This window comes from Noviherbaspirillum suwonense, from assembly GCF_900182955.1.
GTDB classification, from domain to species: domain Bacteria; phylum Pseudomonadota; class Gammaproteobacteria; order Burkholderiales; family Burkholderiaceae_D; genus Noviherbaspirillum_A; species Noviherbaspirillum_A suwonense.
In genome coordinates this window covers 86,992-108,890 of record NZ_FXUL01000007.1, presented here as the reverse complement: position 1 = coordinate 108,890, position 21,899 = coordinate 86,992, and the positions used below count along the sequence as shown (strand labels likewise).

20 protein-coding genes are annotated in these 21,899 nt (G+C 63.5%); 6 read left to right on the top strand and 14 right to left on the bottom strand.

What is annotated here, in order from left to right:
* Positions 1–6 precede the first annotated feature (6 nt).
* The 4 genes from QOL82_RS11575 to QOL82_RS11560 all read right to left on the bottom strand — a co-directional run bounded on the left by QOL82_RS11575 (position 7) and on the right by QOL82_RS11560 (position 5,197).
* A complete protein-coding gene (locus QOL82_RS11575) occupies positions 7–2,022 on the bottom strand; it encodes a hybrid sensor histidine kinase/response regulator (RefSeq protein WP_283442418.1) in 2,016 nt (671 codons plus the stop codon).
* A 10-nt stretch (positions 2,023–2,032) separates the two neighbouring features.
* The gene (locus QOL82_RS11570) at positions 2,033–3,196 is read right to left on the bottom strand and encodes an acyl-CoA dehydrogenase family protein (RefSeq protein WP_283442417.1); all 1,164 of its coding nucleotides are present in this window, start codon (positions 3,194–3,196) and stop codon (positions 2,033–2,035) included.
* A gap of 876 nt (positions 3,197–4,072) precedes the next feature.
* Positions 4,073–4,426: a hypothetical protein gene (locus QOL82_RS11565; RefSeq protein WP_283442416.1), complete on the bottom strand. Its 354-nt coding sequence runs from the start codon at positions 4,424–4,426 to the stop codon at positions 4,073–4,075.
* A 117-nt stretch (positions 4,427–4,543) separates the two neighbouring features.
* On the bottom strand, positions 4,544–5,197 hold the full coding sequence (locus QOL82_RS11560) for a TetR/AcrR family transcriptional regulator (RefSeq protein WP_283442415.1): 654 nt from the start codon (positions 5,195–5,197) through the stop codon (positions 4,544–4,546).
* A gap of 91 nt (positions 5,198–5,288) precedes the next feature.
* Between QOL82_RS11560 and QOL82_RS11555 the strand changes: the two genes are divergently transcribed.
* Positions 5,289–5,729 carry an ester cyclase gene (locus QOL82_RS11555; RefSeq protein ID WP_283442414.1) on the top strand — a complete coding sequence of 147 codons (441 nt, stop codon included), beginning with the start codon at positions 5,289–5,291 and terminating at the stop codon, positions 5,727–5,729.
* Positions 5,730–5,869: 140 nt separating this feature from the next.
* Positions 5,870–6,625 carry an oxygen-binding di-iron domain-containing protein gene (locus QOL82_RS11550; RefSeq protein ID WP_283442413.1) on the top strand — a complete coding sequence of 252 codons (756 nt, stop codon included), beginning with the start codon at positions 5,870–5,872 and terminating at the stop codon, positions 6,623–6,625.
* A gap of 72 nt (positions 6,626–6,697) precedes the next feature.
* On the opposite strand, the gene QOL82_RS11545 is transcribed toward QOL82_RS11550, so the two are convergent.
* Positions 6,698–7,723: a GlxA family transcriptional regulator gene (locus tag QOL82_RS11545; protein ID WP_283442412.1), complete on the bottom strand. Its 1,026-nt coding sequence runs from the start codon at positions 7,721–7,723 to the stop codon at positions 6,698–6,700.
* A gap of 210 nt (positions 7,724–7,933) precedes the next feature.
* Between QOL82_RS11545 and QOL82_RS11540 the strand changes: the two genes are divergently transcribed.
* Positions 7,934–9,001 (top strand): class I SAM-dependent methyltransferase, encoded by a 1,068-nt coding sequence (locus QOL82_RS11540; RefSeq protein WP_283442411.1) that lies wholly within the window; start codon positions 7,934–7,936, stop codon positions 8,999–9,001.
* Positions 9,002–9,344: 343 nt separating this feature from the next.
* Positions 9,345–9,689 (top strand): hypothetical protein, encoded by a 345-nt coding sequence (locus tag QOL82_RS11535; protein ID WP_283442410.1) that lies wholly within the window; start codon positions 9,345–9,347, stop codon positions 9,687–9,689.
* A 191-nt stretch (positions 9,690–9,880) separates the two neighbouring features.
* Here the strand turns inward: QOL82_RS11535 and QOL82_RS11530 are convergent, their stop codons facing one another.
* The 3 genes from QOL82_RS11530 to QOL82_RS11520 all read right to left on the bottom strand — a co-directional run bounded on the left by QOL82_RS11530 (position 9,881) and on the right by QOL82_RS11520 (position 12,801).
* The gene (locus QOL82_RS11530) at positions 9,881–11,431 is read right to left on the bottom strand and encodes a methyl-accepting chemotaxis protein (protein WP_283442409.1); all 1,551 of its coding nucleotides are present in this window, start codon (positions 11,429–11,431) and stop codon (positions 9,881–9,883) included.
* Between the two features lie 170 nt (positions 11,432–11,601).
* Positions 11,602–12,072, bottom strand: coding sequence for a cache domain-containing protein (locus QOL82_RS11525; protein WP_346772294.1), 471 nt, complete (start codon positions 12,070–12,072; stop codon positions 11,602–11,604).
* A gap of 534 nt (positions 12,073–12,606) precedes the next feature.
* Positions 12,607–12,801: a hypothetical protein gene (locus QOL82_RS11520; RefSeq protein WP_283442408.1), complete on the bottom strand. Its 195-nt coding sequence runs from the start codon at positions 12,799–12,801 to the stop codon at positions 12,607–12,609.
* A 750-nt stretch (positions 12,802–13,551) separates the two neighbouring features.
* Here QOL82_RS11520 and QOL82_RS11515 point away from each other — a divergent pair.
* Together QOL82_RS11515 and QOL82_RS11510 are read left to right on the top strand one after the other, a co-directional pair.
* Positions 13,552–14,406, top strand: a complete 855-nt coding sequence (locus QOL82_RS11515; protein WP_283442407.1) for an OBAP family protein — start codon at positions 13,552–13,554, stop codon at positions 14,404–14,406.
* Positions 14,407–14,511: 105 nt separating this feature from the next.
* Positions 14,512–15,078 (top strand): uracil-DNA glycosylase family protein, encoded by a 567-nt coding sequence (locus QOL82_RS11510; protein WP_283442406.1) that lies wholly within the window; start codon positions 14,512–14,514, stop codon positions 15,076–15,078.
* A gap of 260 nt (positions 15,079–15,338) precedes the next feature.
* On the opposite strand, the gene QOL82_RS11505 is transcribed toward QOL82_RS11510, so the two are convergent.
* From QOL82_RS11505 to QOL82_RS11480, 6 genes are all read right to left on the bottom strand, one after another.
* Positions 15,339–16,382, bottom strand: coding sequence for an aldo/keto reductase (locus tag QOL82_RS11505; protein WP_283442405.1), 1,044 nt, complete (start codon positions 16,380–16,382; stop codon positions 15,339–15,341).
* Between the two features lie 430 nt (positions 16,383–16,812).
* On the bottom strand, positions 16,813–17,820 hold the full coding sequence (locus QOL82_RS11500; protein WP_283442404.1) for a Bug family tripartite tricarboxylate transporter substrate binding protein: 1,008 nt from the start codon (positions 17,818–17,820) through the stop codon (positions 16,813–16,815).
* A gap of 139 nt (positions 17,821–17,959) precedes the next feature.
* Complete coding sequence (gene maiA / locus QOL82_RS11495) at positions 17,960–18,598, bottom strand: maleylacetoacetate isomerase (RefSeq protein WP_283442403.1); 639 nt, start codon at positions 18,596–18,598, stop codon at positions 17,960–17,962.
* Between the two features lie 84 nt (positions 18,599–18,682).
* Complete coding sequence (locus QOL82_RS11490; protein ID WP_283442402.1) at positions 18,683–19,390, bottom strand: fumarylacetoacetate hydrolase family protein; 708 nt, start codon at positions 19,388–19,390, stop codon at positions 18,683–18,685.
* A 24-nt stretch (positions 19,391–19,414) separates the two neighbouring features.
* Positions 19,415–20,467, bottom strand: coding sequence for a gentisate 1,2-dioxygenase (gtdA, locus tag QOL82_RS11485; RefSeq protein WP_283442401.1), 1,053 nt, complete (start codon positions 20,465–20,467; stop codon positions 19,415–19,417).
* Positions 20,468–20,523: 56 nt separating this feature from the next.
* Entirely contained in the window at positions 20,524–21,780 is a 1,257-nt protein-coding gene (locus tag QOL82_RS11480) for a flavin-dependent oxidoreductase (protein ID WP_283442400.1), read from the bottom strand.
* Between the last annotated feature and the right edge of the window lie 119 nt (positions 21,781–21,899).

The window sequence follows — 21,899 nt, the reverse complement described above, 5'->3', positions numbered from 1 at the left end:
CCTGGTCTACCTGGCGGCGTTCGCCATGTCCGCCGCCATCGTGAGCAGCGCGATGGCCTCAAAGGGTTTGCCGATGTGATTCTGGAAGCCGGTCGATAAGGCCTTTTCCCGGTTCGCCGGATCGGCAAACGCCGTCAGGGCAATCGCGGGCAGATGTGCCCCGTTCGGCGCCCGGCTGCGTATGGCGCGAAGCAGTTCGTAGCCATCGACGTCCGGCATCCCGATGTCGCTGATGAGCATCTGGGGGTCGAATGCCTCGATGACCTGCAGCGCATGCGCCGCCGAATCCGCTGTCCTGACGACTGCGCCGTGGTTCCGGAACAGGTGAGCGACCAATGCCAGCGCATCGGGCTCATCGTCCACGACCAGGATGCGCAGTCCCCGCAAGGCGGGGGCGAGGTCGCATGCCGCGCATCCCGCCGGCGGCGCCTTGTCCGGGGCGGAGAAGGCGTTCGCAACGGGCAAGGCCAGCGTGAATGTCGATCCGAGCCCGACGCCGGCGCTGGATGCCGTGATCGTGCCGCCATGCATCTCGACGAGCTGCCGGACGATCGACAGGCCGAGGCCCAGGCCGCCCTTTTTCTTGGTGATGGACGAGTCGGCCTGCCGGAATCGTTCAAATGCATGGGGCAGGAATGCCGGACTCAGTCCTTCGCCGGTGTCGGCCACCGAGACCAGCATCGATCCGCGATCCTGCTGCACCGAGATGCGGATGCTGCCCCCGCCGGGGGTGAATTTGATCGCGTTGGACAACAAATTACCCATGACCTGCTGCAGCCGATGCACATCGCCGCTGACCAGATCGGTGACGACATCGGCGGTGACCGTTAGCGTCAAGCCCTTGGCCAATGCGGCCGGCAACGCCGCCTCTGCCGCGCTGTCGACGATGCTGCGCAGGCCGACAGGCTGGAGCTGCAGCCGCAGCTTCCCGGTGACGATATTGGACACGTCCAGCAAGTCTTCAATGAGCCTGGCCTGGTGACGCGCGTTGCGTTCGATGATCGCCAGGCCGTCGGCGCGCTTTTCCTCCGACAGGCTGCCCATGCGCAGGAGCTGCGCCCAGCCAAGGATGGAATTGAGCGGAGTGCGCAGTTCATGCGACAGGGTCGTGAGAAAGTCATCCTTGAGCCGGCCGATGCTTTCCGCTTCTTCCCGCGCCAGCCGCTCCATCTCGAGCTGCCGGCTGCGTTCGGTCACGTCGCGCATGAACAGCGAGGTGCCGATCAGGCTGCCGCGTTCGTCCCGCACCGCGGAGAAAACGGTTTCCACCAGCATCGCGCGATCACCCAGCGACAGCGCGAATTCCGCCGTCACGGACCTGGAAGCGGTTTGCATGGCGTCGAGATGGCTGGCCATGGCGTCCGACCATAGCGAGGTCGTTTTCAGCGTCCTTCCGGTCGCGGCCTCCGCGGTGATCCCCGCCAGCCGTGCGGCACCCGCACTGAGAAACATGATCCGCTGCGCCGCATCCAGCGACACGATGATGTCCTGCGCCTGGGTCAGCAGGCTGGCCAGGTAATGGTCCGATACCACGAGGCGGCGATATTCCGCACTGTCCACGGCCTTCGGGGCCTGTATCTGGAGGTTCGCACGGTCGAGCGTGGTGCGCAATTTGAGGCGCCGCTGCGCGCCCCGTATCGCGTCGGCCACCTGCTTGGGCAGCGACGGCTCTCCCGCTGTCGCCAGCGACCAGTCGACACCGATCATCGGCGCACGGCTCAGCTCGCGCTGGAGGGCGGCCATCCGGCCGGCACGCGCCACGAAGATGATGTGGCCTTTCGCCGCCGCGGCGCGCAGCTGCCGCGCCAGGTGCAAGGGTCCTGGCACGGTCGGTCCAATCAGGATCACCGCCGGTTCTTCTCCTGCGAACACGGCTTGCTTCAGGCAGGGCAGCGATTGCGAGACCGACGTCCTTGCGGCCAGCACGTCCGGCGCGCGAACCTGCTCTTCCAATGCGTCGGCATCGTCCCATCCATCGGCAGTCGCGTCGTCCGCCTCGATGATCAATATCCGGTGGCTCAAGATAGCGCCCTCAAAGCAGGGGCAGACCGAGCAGCGTCCTGCCTGTCCATACTTTCAGCATGTCCGTGGTCGGGGACATCACGTGGCTGGCGCGCGCATCGCGCAGCAGTTGCGCCACCCGGCTGTTCTCCCGGTAGGCCGCGCCGCCGCATATCGTCATGGCCTCGTTGGCCAGAAAGACTGCCGTATCGCCGGCGTCGGCCTTGCACGCCAGGATGAAGGCAAGCGCGTCCGGATGGCCGAGGTCGCCGCGGCGGGCGGCCTCGTAGATGAGATTCCTGCTCTTCTCGACGGCAATCCACATGTCGGCGTAGCGGGTCTGGAGAATATCGACGTCCCGCAGCGAACTGCCGGAATGGTCGTAATGCCGCGACCGGAGATGGGTTCCCGCCGCGTCTAGCGCCGCCTGCGCGATCCCGAGGTAGGTTCCCGCCATCGCCATCAGGAAGTACGGCGCCACCACCTCGAACACGTACCAGACCTGGTCGCCCTGCTCGCCGAGCAGGTTCTTCTTGAGCACCGCCGCATTGTCGAACTGTAGGCCGCGCGCCGAATTGCCGCGCATCCCGAACCCCTGCCACTGCTCCAGCCAGGTCATGCCCGGCGTGTCCTTGTCGACGACCAGGCAACTGAAATCGCCCACACTCGCCTCGTCGTCGCCGACGGTGGTCGAGACGACATAGGAATCGGCATGGCCGCCATTGGTCACGAAACGCTTCGTGCCATTGACGATGAAGTGGAGCCCTTCCGAACGCAGACTGGTCTGGGGCAGGTAGAAATGGGCGCCGGTGCCGCTTTCGGAAAGCGCCAGCGTCGTGATGTGCTTTCCCTCGGCGATGGGCCGCAAGTAATGCTCTTGCTGGTAGGGCGTCGCCTTGGCCGCCATGACGGCCGTGCCGACGCAATGCATGCCGAAACACAGCGCGGAAGACGGGCACGCCCGCCCGATCACTTCCGCAATGGCGGTCAGCGCAAGCAGGCCCTGGCCGTGGCCGCCGAGCGCGACGGGAACCTGGAGGCCGAGCAGTCCGGTCGCGGCCAGCGCGCGCATCGAATGGTCGGGCCAGCGGTAGTCCCGGTCCACGGCTTCGGCCATCGGCGCAATGACCTGGTCCACGACGACTTCAGCCGTGTTGCGAAGCGTGTCCAGTTTTTGTGAAAAGCCGGTTTCCATCGATTCCTAAAACGCAAATATGGTCAGTCAATCAGGCAAGACGCCGCAGTTTCTACAAAGAAACAATTTTAAAGGCGTGCCTGAGTCTACCCTACCGCCCGGGAATGACCGGTTAAAGCGGGGTAACTGTTGTCCAGACGCGCTTCAAGGGAAAATGCCTGGGCTTGGAGAGCGAAAACTGTCCGGGAGGAGACGCGGGTCGGGCCGGGGTCGCAATGTGCGTGGACGATGTCGCGCAGCAGGATCAAAGATTCAACGCGTAGTGGCGCGTTATGCCTTCCGCCCCCTCTAGCAGATCGGCCTGCCACCGTCATTCACAAATCGAATAATTGGTATTGGGAATGGAAATTTACTGTACCCGGGGAAACTCGCTATAGTGGCCCTGTCTCCTCCACCCTCCCAAAGGATGGATTTAGCCCGCCGTGATTCTTCCGGTGGGCTTTTTTTTTGGCCGGTTTCCGCTAGCCCAAAGAAAAAACCCGCGATCGATGCCGATGCGGGTTTCCCTGTCTTCTCTCGTCCCCAGCTCTCGGGTCTGGATTTTGGGGGATGATGCATCTAAAACAAGCGTGTGTCTATGTGCAGCGCAGCATGCACTGGCGAAAAAAAACCCGCCGGGCGGAGCCGCAGCGGGTTTGAATCCATTCGCAGGGAACGGAGGAGACAGGTGCATCCTATCGAAAAACGGTCGAGTTGGAAGTCAGCGGATTGCTCAACGCGTTGTAGGAGTTTGTGCGACGCACCAGGAATGAACAGTTCTGGTACAACCGGGTAGGTGGGGTCCACCGGTGCGCGCATCGGCCAGCGGCATTCACCGGCGGCAAGCAATCGGCTCTATCCCGATCAAGCGTGACGTCCTGCAGCCCAGGCTGTCGATCAGCCATCCCGGCCGGTCTTGCGTGAAATAAGCTTCAAGGTCTCCCCTTCCACCGCCGCGGCCAGCGACGCCTTGGAAAAAGGTACGGTCATGAAGACGCTGTTGTTGTTATCGGAAGATACGCACAGCTGGACCCTGAATGGTTTCTGCCTATGGTCGAGAAGGACCTTGACCGTCCGGGTTGTCGTCGCCGGATGCCAGACGATCTCTCCGAAGAAATAGGTCCGCCACGTCCCGCCATGCGCAGGCTCGGCCAGGAGCTTCAGTTCATGCGTCAGGAAAGCATGCAGGGCGTCGAAGCTTGCATCGATGGCCGGGGCGTCGGCAGCCGCCATCAAATCCGGTTGGTTCATGGCCTTGCTCCGATAGCGTGCCGGTTTCGTTTCATGGATGAGCACCGTCCTTCCCGGCCCATCCCGTGTCGGTCGGCGGCCGCATCTTCCGTGATGACATGCTTGCGCCGCACCGTATCAGGACCCTGCCTCGGCCAGCGCCTGGCGCACCAGCGACTGGGCGGCCCAGATGCCTGCGGCGATGGCCTGGTCCCTGTTCGCACCCGCGACATCGCGCATCGCCAGCACCGCTTCGGTTCCCAGGGTCATTGCCAGCGCCGTGCGCAAGCGGCGCCGGGCTGCCTCGTCCAGCCGGTCCGCCAGGGCGTCGACAATGGGATCGATATAGTTCATCCGCCGCGCCATGCGGGAAGGACGGTCGTCCGGCGGGTTGTCCAGCCAGATCTGCATGAAAGCGCGTTCGACGATGTGCACGCCGGTTTCATTGTCCAGCAGCAGGCGATTCATCACGTCGGCAGCGCGTCCGATTGCGTCCACCGGGTCGGTGCCGGGCGCGATGAAAGTATCCAGCGGCACCGCGCCCCGACCGAAATACGCTTCGTGGATCAGCGCATCGACCGACGGAAAGTACCGGTACGCGGTGGCGCGGGACACCATTGCCTTGTTGGCGATGTCCTGCAGCGTCGGCTGCTGCCCCGTCTCGCTGAGCCCGAGCGCCGCGTCGAGCAGCGCCTGATAGGTGCGCTGTTTCTGGTTGGCGCGCCCCTCCTGCAGATTGGTCCGCGGGGCGCTGGCGTCGGGCTGCACGGTTCTTGACTTCCGATTTGGCATGGTCTATTAATGAAACACACGTCTCATATGAGACATGTGTTTCATTATAGCCAAGGCAAGGGCTTTGTCATCCATTTTTTAGGGGAAAATCATGGCTGGTTTGACAAAATCTCAATTCGATTCCCTGATCGACCGGCATTTCCGGTACGAGGCGGAAGATGATGTTGACGGCGTGCTGTCCACGCTCGTGGACGACCTCACGCATGACCTGGTGGGCTGGCCGGACGGCGCCTCGCGCGACAAGCAGACGGCGCGCGCATTTTACGAGCAGATGTTCGCGGACCTTGCCGGCGAAAAGGTCACGTCGGTCAAGCGCCTGTACGGCGACGATTTCGTGGTGGACGAAAGTATCTGGCAAGGAAAGGCGGTCGGCAATCCGATGGGCCTTCCCGGACACGGCAGGCCGCTCAGCTTCCGCATCCTGCATATTTTCGAGGTCACCCCGGAAGGCAGGATCAAGCGCGAGAATGTCTGGCTCGATCACGCCGCGATCGTCCGGCAATTGTCCGAACCGGTCGCGGTCCCGGCCTGAACGCGGCGGAGGGACACGGACGATGGGCGGAGTCAAGCCGGCTGCGGTCGAAGCGATGATCCCGGTCCGGCGAATCGGCGCGCCTGGAGCCCCTGCGCCCACCCGCTTTTTTTAATCAGCTATGTTATGCGGAGGTCGATATGGCCATTACCAATGCATCTGCCGGCACCAATATTCACGAGATTGCCGATGGGGTTTATCGCATCAATACGCCCGTGGACATCGTGCCGGGCGGTTTCTCGTTCAATCAATACCTGATCGTCGATGATCAGCCGCTGCTTTTTCACACGGGACCCCGAAAAATGTTTCCCCTGGTGCGGGAAGCCGTCGACAGCGTCATCCCGGTCAGCCGGCTGCGCTTCATTGCCCTGTCCCATTTCGAGGCGGACGAATGCGGCTCGCTGAACGAGTGGCTCTCTGCCGCGCCGCAGTCGGTCCCCCTGTGCAGCCAGGTCGCGGCAATGGTGTCCGTCGACGATTTCGCGGACAGGCCGGCCCATGCGATGGCCGACGGCGCCACGCTCTCGCTGGGCAGCCGCGCCGTCAAGTGGCTGGATGCGCCCCACCTGCCGCATGGATGGGAAACCGGCTTCCTGATGGATACCCGGACCAGAACGCTGTTCTGCGGCGATCTTTTCACGCAGGGTGGCACCGGCGCGGCGCCATTGATCAGCGAGGACATCCTGGAAAATAGCGAAGCCTTCCGCAAGCCGATGGATTACTTTTCGCATTCGACCCATACCCGCCAGCTCATCGGGCACCTTGCCGCCGAACTGCCCGGCACACTGGCCTGCATGCACGGCAGCGCCTGGACCGGGGATGGCGCAACGCTGCTGCGCGCCCTCGGCGAAAGATTGGTCGGGAACGGCTCGCGGCCAATGGGACTCGACCTGTGAAGCGCCTGAACGTCGCATGATCCGGCAAGCGGCTTCTGCAGCCGCTTGCCGGTCAGCGGCAGGAAAGAAGGGCTAGTACGGACAGGAAAAATCGGGGATCCGGAAACGCCGCCGGTAATCGCCCGGCGCAAGCCCGGTAGTGCGCTTGAACAACCGCCGGAAAAAGGCCGGATCTTCGTAGCCCACCAGCCAGCTGACTTCATCGACGGACGCTTCCGTGCGCTCGAGCCGGCGCTTCGCATCCTCGACCCGCAGGCGCTGCACATAGGCAAGCGGCGCGAGCCCGGTCGCCTGCGTGAAACGCCGCTTGAAGGTCCGGTCGGCAAGGCGGGAGCGCTTGATCATTTCCTCCACCGGATGGGCCACGGAAAAGTGCGTGTCCAGCCAGTGCTGGGCGCTCTGGATGTCGCCGTCGCCATGGCTGCGGTTGCCTTCGAACACCATGTAGGGCGTCAGGCCGTCCTGGTGCCATTGCAGCGCGAACAACCGCGCCACTTCCTGCGCCGCCGTCGCGCCGACCCAGCGCGTAATCAAGTAAAGCACCAGGTCATGCCAGCTCATCGACGCGCCCGACGTCACCAGCTCCTCGCGTTCGCCGGAGACAACCAGCACCCGTTCCGGATGGATGGGCACGGTCGGATAAACGCTGGCGAACATGTTGGCGTAGACGAAATGCACGGTCGTATCCCGGCCATTGAATAGGCCGGATTCGGCCAGCAGGAAGATGCCCGAGCAGGCCGAGCACAGGACGGCCCCGTGCCCGTGCATGCGGTGGATCCAGTCGACAAGGCGGGGGAAGCGGCCCGTCTCCCAGCCTTCCGGGCGCAGCAGCACCGACGGCACGATCACGATGGCGGTATCGTCGATCTCGTCGATCGACCGCTGCACCTGGATGGGCACGCCGCTCGCCAGGTCCAGCAGCCCGGTGGTCTCCCCCACGATCTCGACCTGAAACGGCGCCGTCGCGGCCGGCCCGCGATGGCCAGCATCCAGCAGTGTAAAGGCATTCAGCACGTCGTAGATGCCCGTCAGCGTGGAAACCGCGGCGTCTGGCAATGCCACAAGGCTCACGTGGCGGCTGGCCGGCTGCCCGCTCATGGCCGGTCCTCCCGGCCGGCTCGCGCGATTGCGGCCGGCAACCGGATTGAAAAAACTCCCGCAACGCGCCCGCGCGACCCAGCGCGGCAATCAGGCAGTGGCGTAATCGAACCGTTTTCGGGCGATTCCGGCTCTGTTCGCCACGGCCGCCCAGTGCGATTCTGTCCTCGCAGTCCAACACCTTTTAAAACATCCGATGAGGGCAACACCATGGACACCTCCACCATCGATCACGCAAAACTCGACGCTTTCATGACGCGCGCCATAGGCGACCTGTCCGCCGGCTACGGCGGCGTCATGGTCAGCCTAGGCAGCAAACTGGGACTTTACAAGGCCATGGCGGATGCCGGCCCGATCAGCCCGCAGGAGCTTGCCGCCCGCACCGGCTGCGCCGAACGCTATATCCGGGAGTGGCTCAATGCGCAGGCGGCAGGCGGATACGTCGACTACGATGCCGCCAGCAACGCCTACGCACTGTCGCCGGAACAGGCACTGGTGCTAGCGGATGAAGCCAGCCCGGTATATATCCCCCATGCATGGAATGTCCCGGCGTCGATGTGGTTCGACGAGGACAAGGCAGTCGACGCATTCCGCACCGGCAGCGGCGTCGCGTGGGGCGATCATCATGGCCGGCTGTACTGCGGCGTCGCCGCCTTTTACCGCAATGCCTACCGCGGCAGCCTGCTGTCGTCCTGGCTGCCGGCGCTGGACGGGGTGACGCAGCGGCTCGACGCCGGCATCACCGTGGCCGATGTCGGCTGCGGCCACGGCCACTCGACCTTGCTGATAGCCGACGCCTATCCGAATTCGCGCTTCCGCGGCTTCGATACCCATGCCGATTCGGTGCGGGAAGCAAGCCGGAACGCCGAGACTGCCGGCTGCGCGCAGCGGGCCCGCTTCGACGTCGCAAGGGCGGACGACTATCCGGGCCGGGATTACGGCCTCATCTGTTTCTTCGACTGCCTGCACGACCTCGGCGACCCGCTAGGCGCTGCCCGGCATGCGGCCGAGGCGCTGGCGCCAGGCGGTACCGTGATGCTGGTCGAACCGTTCGCCAACGACCGGGTCGAGGACAACCTGTCGCCCGTGGCCCGGATCTACTACGCAGCGTCCACCATGCTCTGCTGCGCGCATGCCATCGCCGAAGGCGGCCATCGTGTGCTGGGGGCGCAGGCCGGCGAAGCGCAACTCGCCGAGGTGTTCCGCGAGGCCGGGTTCCAACACTTCCGGCGCGCAGCCGAGACGCCGTTCAATTTGGTGCTGGAAGCGCGTCTTTGAGGCCGGACGATGGTCAGGATGGCCGCGCGCCGGCTGTCATTGCCGGAACCGGAGCGGACACCGCGATGGATTAATTGCTTGATGAACTGAATGCGGCGCCAGCGTTGCGCCGCGAGGGAGGGAAGAGGCGCTGACGGCAGGCAAGGTTCGACGCGGCGGGGATCATCACAGGATTTCCGTCCGGTGACAACGGACTCGTCCGCTGGATGCGCGATTGCAGTGGCGCGGCCGCGTGTTGTCGGGAAGACGGACCACGGCAGCGCCCGGGTACGACTTCCGCAGGCATCCTTCGCTGGGAAGGCTGCCGGGAGCAGAAGTCACTTTATTATTCAGGAGTGGAAAAATGCATACCAGATATCTGATTGCTGCCGCAGCGATGCTCGTTTCCGGAGCCGCCCTTGCCGATACGACCTATCCATACGTGGACCACAGCAAATTCGTCGGCGTGAAGTCCCGCGCCGAGGTGCAGGCCGAGCTGGCAGGCGCCGGGACCATCGCCGCCAGGCAGCATGAATTCGTCGACTACACCCGCGTCGCGTCCGGTGTGAACCGCGCGGACGTTCGCGCGGAGCTTGCGCGCAGCTATGCGGATGGCAGTTATGCGTCCAACCGGATGTCGGAATTCACCGACTTCAGCCAACCCGCCCAAGCGGGCCGCGCTGCCACCACGCTTGCGCATGCGAAGTGATGCGGCGCCCGGGCGGCCTGGCGCGTCGCCCGGCATCAAAGCTGCCCGTGCTGCCGCCGGACGTCCCATTGCGGGAGTGCGGCGCCAGCGCGCGCAGGCTGTCGTCGCCGGCGCCGGCATCTGGGCAGCCCGGTCTGCGTTTGCAGCCTATGCATTCCCGGGCGCCCGAAGGAAGGGCGTCGGCCAGAACCCTAGTAAGCGCCGTTGGACGCCAACTGGCGGTAGCCATTGTCCGGCGCTTGCAGTTGCTGCGCCGCATTCATGTCCAACGCCATTGCCTGCTGTGGCTGGAGATCCAGCTTGAAGACGCTGACCAGCTGCGACAGCTCGCCGGCCTGTTCCCGCAGCGTGGCCGCCGCCGCCGCCGCTTCCTCGACCAGCGCGGCGTTTTTCTGCGTTACCTGGTCCATTTGCGTCACTGCCTGGTTGATCAGGCCGATGCCTGAAGTCTGTTCCTGGCTGGCGGCCGTGATCTCGGCCATGATGTCCGTCACGCGCTGGACGCTGCCGACGATCTCGTCCATCGTCCGGCCGGCTTCCAGCACCTGCCCGCTGCCGGCCTCGACGCGCTGTACCGAGTCGCCGATCAGGGTCTTGATTTCCCTGGCGGCCGCGGCGCTCCTCTGCGCCAGGCTGCGCACCTCGGCGGCCACGACCGCAAATCCCCGGCCCTGCTCGCCCGCCCGGGCCGCTTCCACGGCGGCATTCAGCGCCAGTATGTTGGTCTGGAACGCAATGCCGTCGATCACGCTGACGATCTCGACAATCTTGCGCGACGCATTGTTAATCTCGCCCATCGTGGTGACGACCTGCGAGACGACCTGCCCGCCCTTGACCGCGACGTCCGAGGCGGACAGCGCCAGCTGGTTTGCCTGGCGCGCATTGTCGGCGTTCTGCTTGACGGTTGCGGTCAGCTCTTCCATCGATGCGGCGGTTTCTTCCAGCGAGCTGGCCTGCTCCTCGGTACGGGCTGAAAGATCCTGGTTGCCCGCGGCGATTTCGCCCGACGCGGTGGCGATGTAATCGGTGCCCTGCCGGACCTGGCCGACCAGGTGCGACAGGCTCTGGCGCATGTCACGCAGCGCGCGCAGCAGCCGCGCCGCCTCGTCCCGACCGTTCACCTCGATGTCCGCAACGAGGTCGCCCTTGGCCACGCGTTCCGTTGCTTCCACCGCCAGCTGCAGGGGGCGCGTGATGCTGACGGTCATGCGCCAGGCGATCAGGCTCGCCATGATCATCAGCAGCACGCCGGAGGCGACGATCAGTCGCTGCGCCTGGACGCTGCTGGCGTTCGCTCGCGCGGTCGCATCGACTGCGTGCGCTTTCTGCAAGGCGATGAACGCGGCAATCTGCACCGAGGCGCTATTGAAAAGCGGATCGATTTTTCCGGTAATCACGCTGGCGGCCTGCTCGGTGTTGAACTGGGCCGCCAGGTCGACTGCCGTTTTGAACTGTGCCTCCATCAGCCGGTCGGTCTCGGCCAGCCGCGCGAAGATCTCGCTCTCCTTCGCGCCCAGCCCTGCCGCTTCCAGCTTGCCCCTTGCCGCCAGGTAGGCGGCGCGCTGCTTCTTGGCCTCCATTTCGTCCTTCTGCACGGCTTCCACCTTGCTCTGCAAGCCCATGCTGCGGACGGCGATCGCGCTGCTGTAGAGGGCGTTGCGCATTTCATTTGCAAGGTCCTGCTGCGCCATCGCATGCTGCAGGGTTTTCAGAAGCACGGCGCGCTCAGTACCGTTGCTCATGACCGACCCGAGCAACATGCCGCAGGCAGCCAGCAGGATCAAGCCGAATCCGAGCGCAAGCCGGAGGCCAATTTTCAAATCGCGTAAGCTCACTTTAAGTCCCGGAAACGTGAAAGTCTTGATCAATGACGCTTGCCCCGGTCAGGAAGCAAGCTCGGGGCGCGCGGGAATTAAGACTTGTAAATGCCGCAGCCGACCAGCGTGTCGCCGACGCGCTCGAGGTACATGGCCTTGCCCTCGATTTTCTGGGTTGTCGGATTAAGGAATTTGTAGCCTTCCACCCAGCCCTTGCCCTTGCTCTTGGCGAGATCGACGAACATCTGGATCAGTGGCTTGCCGTCGGGATCCTTCAGGCCGATGAGGTCCTTGCCCACCAGTTTCGGATTGGCGCCCTGCGCCAGGTTCTTTCCGTTCAGGTCGTAGACGATCACATACAGGTCGCGGTCCTTGAATGACTTGCCGTTGGTGAATTCGTCATAGGCCTTCGCCGGGCCCTCGGTTTTAATCAGCGTCACGGCTTTCTTGACCATGGCTTCGGCTTCCGCCGCGGTGCCCTGGTCGGCATGGGCGACACTCGAAAAAACCAGGCTTGCAAGCATCACAACGCGGGTCAGGACTTTCAGGATGGACAAACTTTTCATATAAACCGCTCCAGGAATTAATAGGTCGCCGGGGCTGCGCATGATGCGCCGCCTCCTCTAGCATATTGCTTATCGACATTTATTGCTAAAAATTAAGGATTTATCCGCATGACACCAAAATAGTTCCGCAGCGCGACAGTTTCCTGCCGGTTTCGGCATTCTTTGCCATTGCTTGCGGTGAACCACGCTGCCCGTACCAGCGTGTTGTGAGCGCCAGCAAACGCGGACCCAGCGCATGCACTAAAGGCAGGCAGCGCCCTTGCTGTCCATTAAAGATCGGCGTCGATCCGGGACTGGCGTACCACTTGATGCATCCGCCAGGGAAAACCGGCGGTGTCACCGCTCCCGCATGCGCGAGGCGCACGCGGCGGGCTGGCGCGGATTCCGCCCGCCGGGAAGGAATTGGACGCACGCCAGACCGGCGACGTGCGCATCGGTCGCGAATCCGGCTATGACGCCTGCCGAGCGATTGCAATTACCAATAGAGGGAGATTTAGGCTCCGACCGTCATGCCAGGCCGTCGCACCGCCGCATCTACGCATACGGCTCGGCATCGTCGTTTTCGAAACAGATCGAATGCCTGCTGCACGGCGGAAATTTGGTCTCGCAATCGTCGAGGGGATCGAACAAAAGGCAGGTCTGGAACTGATCGGCGGCTTCGGGATTGGTGAAGCCATAGATGAAACTACGGACGCGCACTTCGTCAATGGAAACGCGGGATGCCGACATGATGGGCCTCTTGGAGGGCTATACAGGCTTGGAAGTTTAGCAGCGGTTCTCCGGGATTCAAGCGCGCCGCGACTGCGCGCTTTCATGCCAGCGACGAACGTGCTGCCGATGCGCTTCGCCCGGGATGCAATGCGGCAGGCGTCGCCCGGGCACGGGCAAGCTGGCTCGCGGCTCGGCCTTGCCTACCCGGGTTCAGGGTTCCAGGTCGATCATGGCGGACGCCATTTCCCTGGCATTCGCGACTGCCTGCTCCAGGCTCTCGCAGCAATTCTGATCCCTGTTCGCTGCAGCCCTGATACCGTCAACGGTGAAAGCCCATGTCCACCGGTTTTCTATTCTTTTTGTGAATATCTCGACAACCCGGCCTTTGTAATCGAATCGCTCCATGGTCCTGACCATTTGGTATGGGGAATACGGCTACAGCCAATATACCCGGCATGCGCCGGGACAACTCTTGAGATGCGTCAGAAAGCATTCCCGGCAACATGCGGACCCGGACTCTGCAAGCATCCTTCCCAACATCCGGGCGCACCGGGCGGCGCATGATCGAGGGAACAGGCCGCGCCCGGCTCGGCAAGACTGGCAGCTTGCTCGATATCGTTGTTTGCCTTCGCCGCGGCATGCGTATTTGCGCGCGGCTTATAAAATTTGCAGGCGGCGAACGATGCACCGACATCGCAGACGTGTTGTCGAGCCGACGTTTTCAACGCAGGCTCGCGGCGCCGGGCATCCGGCGCAGCGACCGATGCAATGTATCGGGACGTACGGTCCGCCATCTACTCCATCGACAAAAGGAACACGATGACAAATTCAAACCGATTTACGCTGGCAATGCGCTGCCTGGTCGCGGCAACACTGGTTGCCGCCATGCCATCGGCACAATCCCAGGAGCGCGACGAACCGAAGACGACAGTAAGCGGCGATGTGAAATCAGGCAAGACGAAGGCCCTGGAAGCCGGCGCAAAACTGTTGCAGTCCAAGGCGCCGATGCGCGGCTTCGACATCTATCTCGTGGGCTTTCATCCGATGAAGGCGCATCCGGAGATGCAGATGGAAGCGCATCATTATTGCCACCAGGTCAACGAGGACTTCGCGCAATGCGTGCTGTTCGATGGCAATACCGCCAAGGCCAACATGAACGGGATGGAATACATCATCTCGGAAAAATTATTCGGCACGCTTCCGGAGGGAGAGCGTGAATACTGGCACCCGCACAATGGCGAAATCCTGTCCGGTCAGCTGGTCGCGCCGGGCATTCCGAAAGTCGCGGAAAAATCATTGATGAAAAAGAAGATGAACAGCTACGGCAAGACCTGGCATGTCTGGAACACCGGCATGGAAGGACATGCTGGCGACAAGCTGCCACTGGGGGGCGCGGAGCTGGCCTGGTCATTTAACCGCGACGGCGAGGCGTTGCCCGGCATGGTGGAAAAACGTGACAGGGCGTTGGGCATCGACAGCAAGCAGGCGCGCGGCGAACGGGCCGACTTGACGCCGCTGGCCAAGCCGCAATCGGGCGTCGATGATCTCAAGGGCAAGTTCGGACGGCCCACGGAGGAGATTCCCGGTGTCGTCGATAGCAAGGCAGGCGCAACACCTCGCTGAAGACGAAAGGAAGGCCCAGGCTGGCATCGCCGCGGTGCGTGCCGTGACACCGCGCCATGCCCGACAACTCACTCCAGCAGGCAAACTGTGTCGACACTCGCAATAATGTTGAAAGAAGTAAGCCAGTGCACCCTGTGCGCTGCGCACTTGGCGCTAGGACCCCGGCCGGTGGTCCAGGCAGCGGAAGGGTCGCGGATCCTGATCGTCGGACAGGCGCCGGGCCGCAAGGTACATGCGAGCGGGATTCCCTTCGACGATGCGAGCGGCGACCGGTTACGCGGCTGGCTGGGATTATCGAGAGACCTTTTTTATGATCCTGCGCTGGTGGCGATTGTCCCGATGGGCTTCTGCTATCCAGGCACGGGCAAGTCGGGTGATCTTGCGCCACGTCCGGAATGCGCACCGGCCTGGCGCGAGAAACTGTTGTCGAGACTGCAGCAGGTCGAGTTGACATTGGTGATCGGGCAATATGCGCAGCAGTATCATTTTCCCGACGTACGGGTCAACGTGACCGACATGGTGCGAGCGTGGCGGAGCCATGGGCCGCGCGTCGTGCCGCTGCCCCATCCCAGTCCACGAAACAATCTTTGGCTGAAGCGCAATCCCTGGTTTGAGCAGGAATTGTTGCCGGAGCTGCAGCTGCGCGTGAAGCAGCTGGTCATGCCTGCCTAAATTACCGCGATGATTTCAACGCAGGCGCTCAGGGTCCGATCGAGGTGGCCGTTAAGGCGTCTGTCACCCTGTCCTCACGGTGAGGTCGCGATGGTGCTGCTGAAGGTCCCAATCGGCAAAGACTGATTGGCGCAAAACTGCTAACGCATCGATCACCGATGCACTGGTGCTTCGGTGCGCGGGTGCATACAGTCCTGCAACGGGATGCAAGAAGCCGCGATCGCCGCACTGTCAGGTAACCGGTGTTCCGAAGCTGGGCATCAGACCGGCGTTTCACCCAACTGCTTGCGCCTTGTCTCACCCTGCCGCTCGAACATCCAGCCCGGATATTCCGGCGGCAGGCGGCTGCACTCATCGAGTTTGTGCAGCTCCTCTGCATTCAGCCTGACGTCGGTGGCGGCGAGATTGTCGGCAAGCTGCTCGGGCCGCTTGGCGCCGATGATCACGCTGGTGACCTGCGGCTGGTGCAGCAGCCAGGCCAATGCGATCTGCGCGACCGAGACGCCGCGAGCCTCGGCGATCGGTCGCATTACATCGATGCAATCCCACGCGCGGTCCTTGTTCACCGGCGGGAAATCGAAATTCGTGCGCCGGCTGCCCTCTTCGCCCTGCTGCTCGCGGCCATATTTTCCGCTCAACAGACCGCCCGCCAGAGGGCTCCACACCATCAGGCCCAGGCCTTCGCTGTGCAGCATCGGGATCAGTTCGCGCTCGAGGTCCCGCCCTGCAATCGTGTAATGGGCCTGCAGCGATTCAAAGCGGGCCAGGCCCAGCCGCTCCGAAATCCCGAGCGCCTTGGTGATCTGCCAGGCCGCCCAGTTCGAGATGCCGACATAACGGACATGCCCATGACGCACCAGTTGATCGAGTGCGCGCACGGTCTCCTCGATCGGCGTCGCCGGGTCGAAACCGTGAATCTGATAAAGATCGATGTGGTCGAGCTGCAGGCGCTTCAGGCTTGCCTTGACGCCGTCCAGAATGTGGCTGCGCGTGGCGCCCCTCGCGTTCGGACCGGTCCCGGTTTCGCCGAATACCTTGGTGGCGACGATGACGTCTTCACGCGCGATCTTGAGATTCTTCAGGGCCTGGCCGGTAATCTGCTCCGACAGGCCACCCGCGTACACATCGGCCGTGTCGATGAAATTGATCCCGGCGTCGAGCGACTGCCCGATCAGGCGTTCAGCGTCGTTCTGTTGCAGGGTGCCGATCTTGCCCCACATGCCGTCGCTGCCACCGAAAGTCATGGTGCCAAGACAAAGTTCGGAAACGAAAATGCCGGTGCGGCCTAATGCGTGATAGCGCATGGGAGGGACTCCTGGTATGTGGGGAAATTGGGCGTGATGCGCGCCGGAGGCTTGTCATTAGCATACGCTTTGTCAGGCCGGCCTGCTCGTGCGCGGAATGGTCGCGCTGGCTTGTCGATACCGTGACGTGCAGGATGCGGCTTCCACGCTGCCTGTGCCATCGCAAGCGCTTCTTTCCAGCGCGGTGACGGAGCAACGATCGCGTCGTCGCTGGACTTGGTCAAGACCAGTCAGCTCAAGTGAACAGGGCCGCGTCTACCGCAGCCCAAGATGGTGTATTCGCCGATCGTGCCGTTGCTGAAGCGGGTACTGAAGAGCCCAGTTGCCTTGCTACCAATGGCTACATCCCGTTCGGGCCGGGCCAGGGTAATCTCCAGGGCGGCATCGGGGGCGATTCCATGTGCTGCCCCCCTGAAGGCTTGAATAATGCTTAATCCGCGCTGATCTTGGCCCGCTTGATCACATCCGCCCAGCGCACCGAATCGCTCTTCACAAGCGCTCCCAGCGTCTCGGGTTTGCCGGGCGTCGGCACCAGGCCCTGCTTGTCCAGCGCGACATTCACGTCCGGCATCGCCAGGATCTGGTTGATCTCGTTGTTGAGGCGCAGCACGACCGATGCCGGCGTCCCTGCCGGCGCCAGCAAGCCGTACCACAGGTCAACGTTGGAGTTGGCCACGCCTTCTTCCGCGAACGTCGGCACGTCCGGCGCGCTGGGCGCACGCTTTTCCTGCGCGACGCCCAGCAGGCGCATTTTGCCGCTCGACGCATGCGTCAGCGCGGAATGCACCGGCAGGATCATCGCCTGTACCTGGCCGCCCAGCAGGTCCGTGATCGCGCCTGCCGATCCCTTGTACGGCACATGCAGGATGTCCACGCCGGTATTGAGCTTGAGCAGTTCCATGGCCAGGTGCTGCGGCGTGCCATTGCCCGGGGAGGAATACGAGTATTTGCCCGGGTTATTCTTGAACAGGGTAATCGCCTCCCGCAGCGTCTTCGCCGGGAAGGAAGGATTGACCGCAAACGTCAGGACGCCCCGTGCAGTCGGCGCAATCGGCACGAAGCTCTTGACCGGGTCGTAGGGCACATTCTTGTAGAGGCTTGCATTCATGACGAAGGTGTTGACCGTCATGAGCAGCGTGTGGCCATCGGGCGCGGCCCTCGCGACAAACTCGGTGCCGATGTTGCCGGAAGCGCCGGCCTTGTTTTCCACGATGACCGGCTGCCCCAGCCGCTGGGAAAGTTTTGCGCCCAGCGTGCGTGCCAGCACGTCGATGCCGGTGCCGGGCGTGAATGGCACGATCATCGTGATCGGCTTGGACGGCCAGGCGTCCTGCGCCATGCTCAGTCCGGGCAGCGCGCATGTCGCCAGTGCGCCTGCGAGCATCAGCATGCGGCGGCGGGCAGGCAGGGCGGCTTTCGCCGATGAGGTTGGGTGCATGGGAATCTCCTCGTATTTGTTGTAGGGGGTGTGTCTCGCTGCGGCAACGCCGCAGGTGAGACGATAAGGGAATGCAGCGTTCGCGCGGGACAACGTTACCTGGTTTGCAGCCTGGACGATTGTCTGGCTGTTCACTGTATTAGCCAATGAAGTCGGGCTGACTTTGCGGCGCCGCGGCGATGAAGGCGGGAAGCGCGGTGCAGTGCTCGTAGATCTTCCGGATACGGCTGAATTTATCGATATCGCAGCCCATGCGCAAGGCGTTGGCTACCTGCGGTATCAGGCAGCAGTCAGCCACCGTGGGGGAGTCGCCAACGCAATAGACGCCGCTCGATGCACTGGCAAGCATGGTTTCCACGGCCGCCAGGCCCTCCTTGACCCAGTGCGCGTACCACCCGGTCTTTGCATCGGCGCCGATCCCCAGTTCCGTGGTGAGATAGTTCAGCACCCGCAGGTTATTGATCGGATGAATCTCGCAGGCGATCGTCTGCGCAATTTCCACAGCCCTTATTCGCAGGTCGATTGCCTCGGGCACCATGCGGGGAAGCGGATGGACCTGGTCGAGATAGTCGATGATGGCAAGGGACTGGGTCAGCCGGATGTCGCCGTCGACCAGCGTGGGCACGATGCCGGCCGGGCTCAGCGCGCGGTAGCCGCTGTCGCGCTGCTCGCCGGCGCGCAGGTTGACCGGTACATATTCGTAGTGGAGTCCTTTCAGCGCCAGCGCGATGCGCACCCGGTACGACGTGGAGCTGTTGAAGAAGTTATAGAGCTTCATGCCATCTCGTTCCATTAAGCCATGCTCGTTTATTTCAGCGACTCCATCACCGCCAGCCGGCGGCGAGGGAAATCGTCGTGTAGCTTACTGTGCGGCTGCCGGGCCGACCTTCACCCGGATCTCGCCGAGACCGTCGACGCCGCCGCTCATCACATCGCCCGGCACGACGGCGCCGACGCCGGCCGGCGTGCCGCTGTAAATCAGGTCGCCCGGCTGCAGCTCGAAGTAGCGCGACAGGTAGGCAATCGTCTCGTTGACGCTCCAGATCAGCTTGGACGTGGTGCTGTCCTGGCGCTTTTCGCCGTTGACATCGACCCAGATGCGGGCGTCAGCCAGGTCGCCGACCTGGCTGGCCGGGTAGATGGGGCCGATCGGCGCGGACTGGTCATAGGCCTTGCCCAGTTCCCATGGGCGGCCTGCCTTGCGCAGTTCCAGCTGCAGGTCGCGCCGGGTCATGTCCAGCCCGACCGCATAGCCGAAGACATACTGGGCCGCGTCGGCCTCGTCGATATTGCTGCCGGCCTTGCCGATCGCCACGACCAGCTCGATCTCGTGATGCACGTTGGACGACTGCGACGGATAGGGAATCGTGACCGTTTCGCCGGGCGGAACATTGACGATCGCGTCGGCCGGCTTGGCAAAGAAGAACGGCGGCTCGCGGCCGGTGAAGCCCATCTCCTGCGCATGCTCGGCATAGTTGCGGCCAACGCAGTAGATGCGGCGCACCGGGAAAGTCTGGTCGATGCCGACGACGGGGACCGAAGCGACGGGCAAGGTAAATACATGGGACATGACGATCATTCCTTTCTGATTCGATTACTGGGTCTCGAGCCGCTGCTCGCGCAGGATGCCGAGCGCCTGCTGCACCGGCCGGTCCGAAAAACTGAAGAGCACTGCATCGTCCTGCGTCTCGAAGCGCACGCTGTGCCACGACGGGACGACGAAATGGTCGCGCGGACCGAACGCGAAGCGCCAGGTCTGCTCGCCGCGGGTGATGACGGCGGCGCCGCTTCCTTCAACCACGGAAAACACCGTGCCGTCCGTGCTGCGATAGGGCTTGCCCTGGAAGCCTGCCGGCAGCAGCTGCATGAAGGTGCCGATCGTGGGCATGGGCCAGCCGCCGGTCGCCGGATTCACGTAGCGCATCTTGACGCCATGCCATGCGTCGACCGGGCCGTTCTGCTGCAGCGTGTGCAGCGCTTCCCGGGTACGGGCATACGGATAGTTGAAGATCGGCGAGGTCGCCCGGTACGGCGCGTCGTATTCGAGCGGCAGCATGTTCGCGCCATAGCGGGCGAAACTGTCGCCCTCGGCCCGGACCAGCGGCTGCTCGGCTTCGGGATAGCTTTCGGCGAAACCGGCATCGAAGAAGCCGACCATCGGGATATCGAGGCCGTCGAGCCAGACCACCGGCTTGCCATCCTGTTCCTCGCTCCGGTTGCCATGGTCGTGGAAGGTCCAGGACGGCGTGATGATGAAGTCGCCCGGATGCATCTGGGTCCGCTCGCCATTGACCGCGGTCCAGGCGCTCGCGCCCTCGACGATGAAGCGCAGCGCGCTCTGCGTGTGCCGGTGGCTGGGCGCAATCTCGCCCGGCATGATCAGCTGCAGTCCCGCATACAGGCTCTGCGTGATGCTGGCCTTGCCGGTCAGCAGCGGATTCTCCAGGATCAGCACGCGCCGCACCGCCTCAGCCGCGGTGATCAGCTCGCCCGAGCGCATCAGCTGCGGCCGCAGCGCCTCGTATTGCCACAGGTGCGGCACGCAGTGCGCGGCCGGCTCTTTCGGCACCAGCGTGTGCAGCGACTCCCACAGGGGCGCCAGGTGCAGCGGCGCGATCTGCCGGTAATACTCTTCACGAACGGTCATCGCGTTCTCCTGTCGGTTGGGCTTCAGTTGCGCGTCGGTTGCGCGTCAGTTGCGCGTCAGTTGCGGATCGCGCTATTGAGCGCGTCCTTGTTGAGGCCGGCCACGTTCTTGTAGCTGTTGGAGATCGCGGCAAGCTCGCTGGCGCTGATGACGTCGTCGATCGACGCGAACGGCTTGCCCCCGGTCAGCTCGTGCACCGTTTTCAGGATGGCGTCCGGCGGCGCCTTGCGGTTCATCAGCACGACGTCGCCGGTTGCCTTGACACGCACGTTGTCGTAAGCGGTCAGCGCCTCGGGCGTCAGGCCCAGGGTGCGCAGCTTCTCCACCAGGCAGGGCACGTCGAGGATGGCCTGGCCGGCGCCGTTGGAGCCGCGCGGCACCATCGGATGCGCGGCGTCGCCCAGCAGCGTGACGCGGCCAAAGCTCCAGCGCGGCAGCGGGTCCTGGTCGACCATCGGATATTCAAGGATGGTGTCGGTGTTCCTGATCATCGCGGCGACATCCAGCCAGTCGAAATGCCAGTCGGCGAAGGCCGGGAAGAAATCCTCCAGCTTGCCGCGGCCGGTCCAGTCGCGCCGCGCCGGCTGCTCGGCCTCGATCTCCGCGACCCAGTTGACGAGCTGGTTGCCCTGCCCATCGACATTGTCGCGGATCGGGTAGATCACCATTTTTCCGACCGACAGCCAGCCGGCGCGCACCATGGTCGCGCCGCTCAGGAAGGGTTTCATCACGATGGTGCCGCGCCACATGTTCACGCCCGAATAGCGCGGCGGGCCGTCATTCGGATAGAGCTGCTTGCGGATCGACGAATGGATGCCGTCGCAGCCCACCGCGATCGCCGCGCGGACCGGCGCGCGGGCATTGCCGGCATTGTCCTCGAAGCGGATGGTCACGCCATCGTCGTCCTGCTCGAAGCCGGCGCAGCGATGGTCGCTGACCACGGCGTCGTCACCCATGCGCTCCCGCACCGCTTGCAGCAGCACGGCCTGCAGGTCGCCGCGATGTATCGAGAACTGCGGCCACTTGTAGCCGGCATGGCGGCCGGCAGGCTCGCTGTAGACGAACTGCCCGTGCGCGTTGTAGAACGCCGACTCCCTGGTCGTCACGCCGACCTGGGCCAGCGCGTCGAGCAAGCCCAGGTGCTCGAGTTCGCGCACCGCGTGCGGCAGAATATTGATGCCGACGCCCAGCGGCTTGATCTCCGGCGCCGATTCGAACACGCGGCAGGAAATCCCGGCCTGGTGCAGGCCCAGCGCCAGGGTCAGCCCGCCGATGCCGGCGCCGACGATCGCGATGTTGCAGTCCTGATTCATATGCATTCCTCGTCTCGATGGGGAGGCGACGCGATGCAGGCCAGCCCCGGTTTAGTGCAGGCTATTAAACAACGCCGGCTGCTATTATAGAAATTTGGATATTCAATCAATTGATAACC

Coding starts and splice junctions, on each gene's coding strand:
- QOL82_RS11570 (WP_283442417.1), bottom strand. CDS start 3,196: ATGGAAACCGGCTTTTCACAAAAACTGGACACGCTTCGCAACACGGCT.
- QOL82_RS11565 (WP_283442416.1), bottom strand. CDS start 4,426: ATGAACCAACCGGATTTGATGGCGGCTGCCGACGCCCCGGCCATCGAT.
- QOL82_RS11560 (WP_283442415.1), bottom strand. CDS start 5,197: ATGCCAAATCGGAAGTCAAGAACCGTGCAGCCCGACGCCAGCGCCCCG.
- QOL82_RS11555 (WP_283442414.1), top strand. CDS start 5,289: ATGGCTGGTTTGACAAAATCTCAATTCGATTCCCTGATCGACCGGCAT.
- QOL82_RS11550 (WP_283442413.1), top strand. CDS start 5,870: ATGGCCATTACCAATGCATCTGCCGGCACCAATATTCACGAGATTGCC.
- QOL82_RS11545 (WP_283442412.1), bottom strand. CDS start 7,723: ATGAGCGGGCAGCCGGCCAGCCGCCACGTGAGCCTTGTGGCATTGCCA.
- QOL82_RS11540 (WP_283442411.1), top strand. CDS start 7,934: ATGGACACCTCCACCATCGATCACGCAAAACTCGACGCTTTCATGACG.
- QOL82_RS11535 (WP_283442410.1), top strand. CDS start 9,345: ATGCATACCAGATATCTGATTGCTGCCGCAGCGATGCTCGTTTCCGGA.
- QOL82_RS11530 (WP_283442409.1), bottom strand. CDS start 11,431: ATGAGCAACGGTACTGAGCGCGCCGTGCTTCTGAAAACCCTGCAGCAT.
- QOL82_RS11525 (WP_346772294.1), bottom strand. CDS start 12,072: ATGAAAAGTTTGTCCATCCTGAAAGTCCTGACCCGCGTTGTGATGCTT.
- QOL82_RS11520 (WP_283442408.1), bottom strand. CDS start 12,801: ATGTCGGCATCCCGCGTTTCCATTGACGAAGTGCGCGTCCGTAGTTTC.
- QOL82_RS11515 (WP_283442407.1), top strand. CDS start 13,552: ATGTATCGGGACGTACGGTCCGCCATCTACTCCATCGACAAAAGGAAC.
- QOL82_RS11510 (WP_283442406.1), top strand. CDS start 14,512: ATGTTGAAAGAAGTAAGCCAGTGCACCCTGTGCGCTGCGCACTTGGCG.
- QOL82_RS11505 (WP_283442405.1), bottom strand. CDS start 16,382: ATGCGCTATCACGCATTAGGCCGCACCGGCATTTTCGTTTCCGAACTT.
- QOL82_RS11500 (WP_283442404.1), bottom strand. CDS start 17,820: ATGCACCCAACCTCATCGGCGAAAGCCGCCCTGCCTGCCCGCCGCCGC.
- maiA (WP_283442403.1), bottom strand. CDS start 18,598: ATGAAGCTCTATAACTTCTTCAACAGCTCCACGTCGTACCGGGTGCGC.
- QOL82_RS11490 (WP_283442402.1), bottom strand. CDS start 19,390: ATGTCCCATGTATTTACCTTGCCCGTCGCTTCGGTCCCCGTCGTCGGC.
- gtdA (WP_283442401.1), bottom strand. CDS start 20,467: ATGACCGTTCGTGAAGAGTATTACCGGCAGATCGCGCCGCTGCACCTG.
- QOL82_RS11480 (WP_283442400.1), bottom strand. CDS start 21,780: ATGAATCAGGACTGCAACATCGCGATCGTCGGCGCCGGCATCGGCGGG.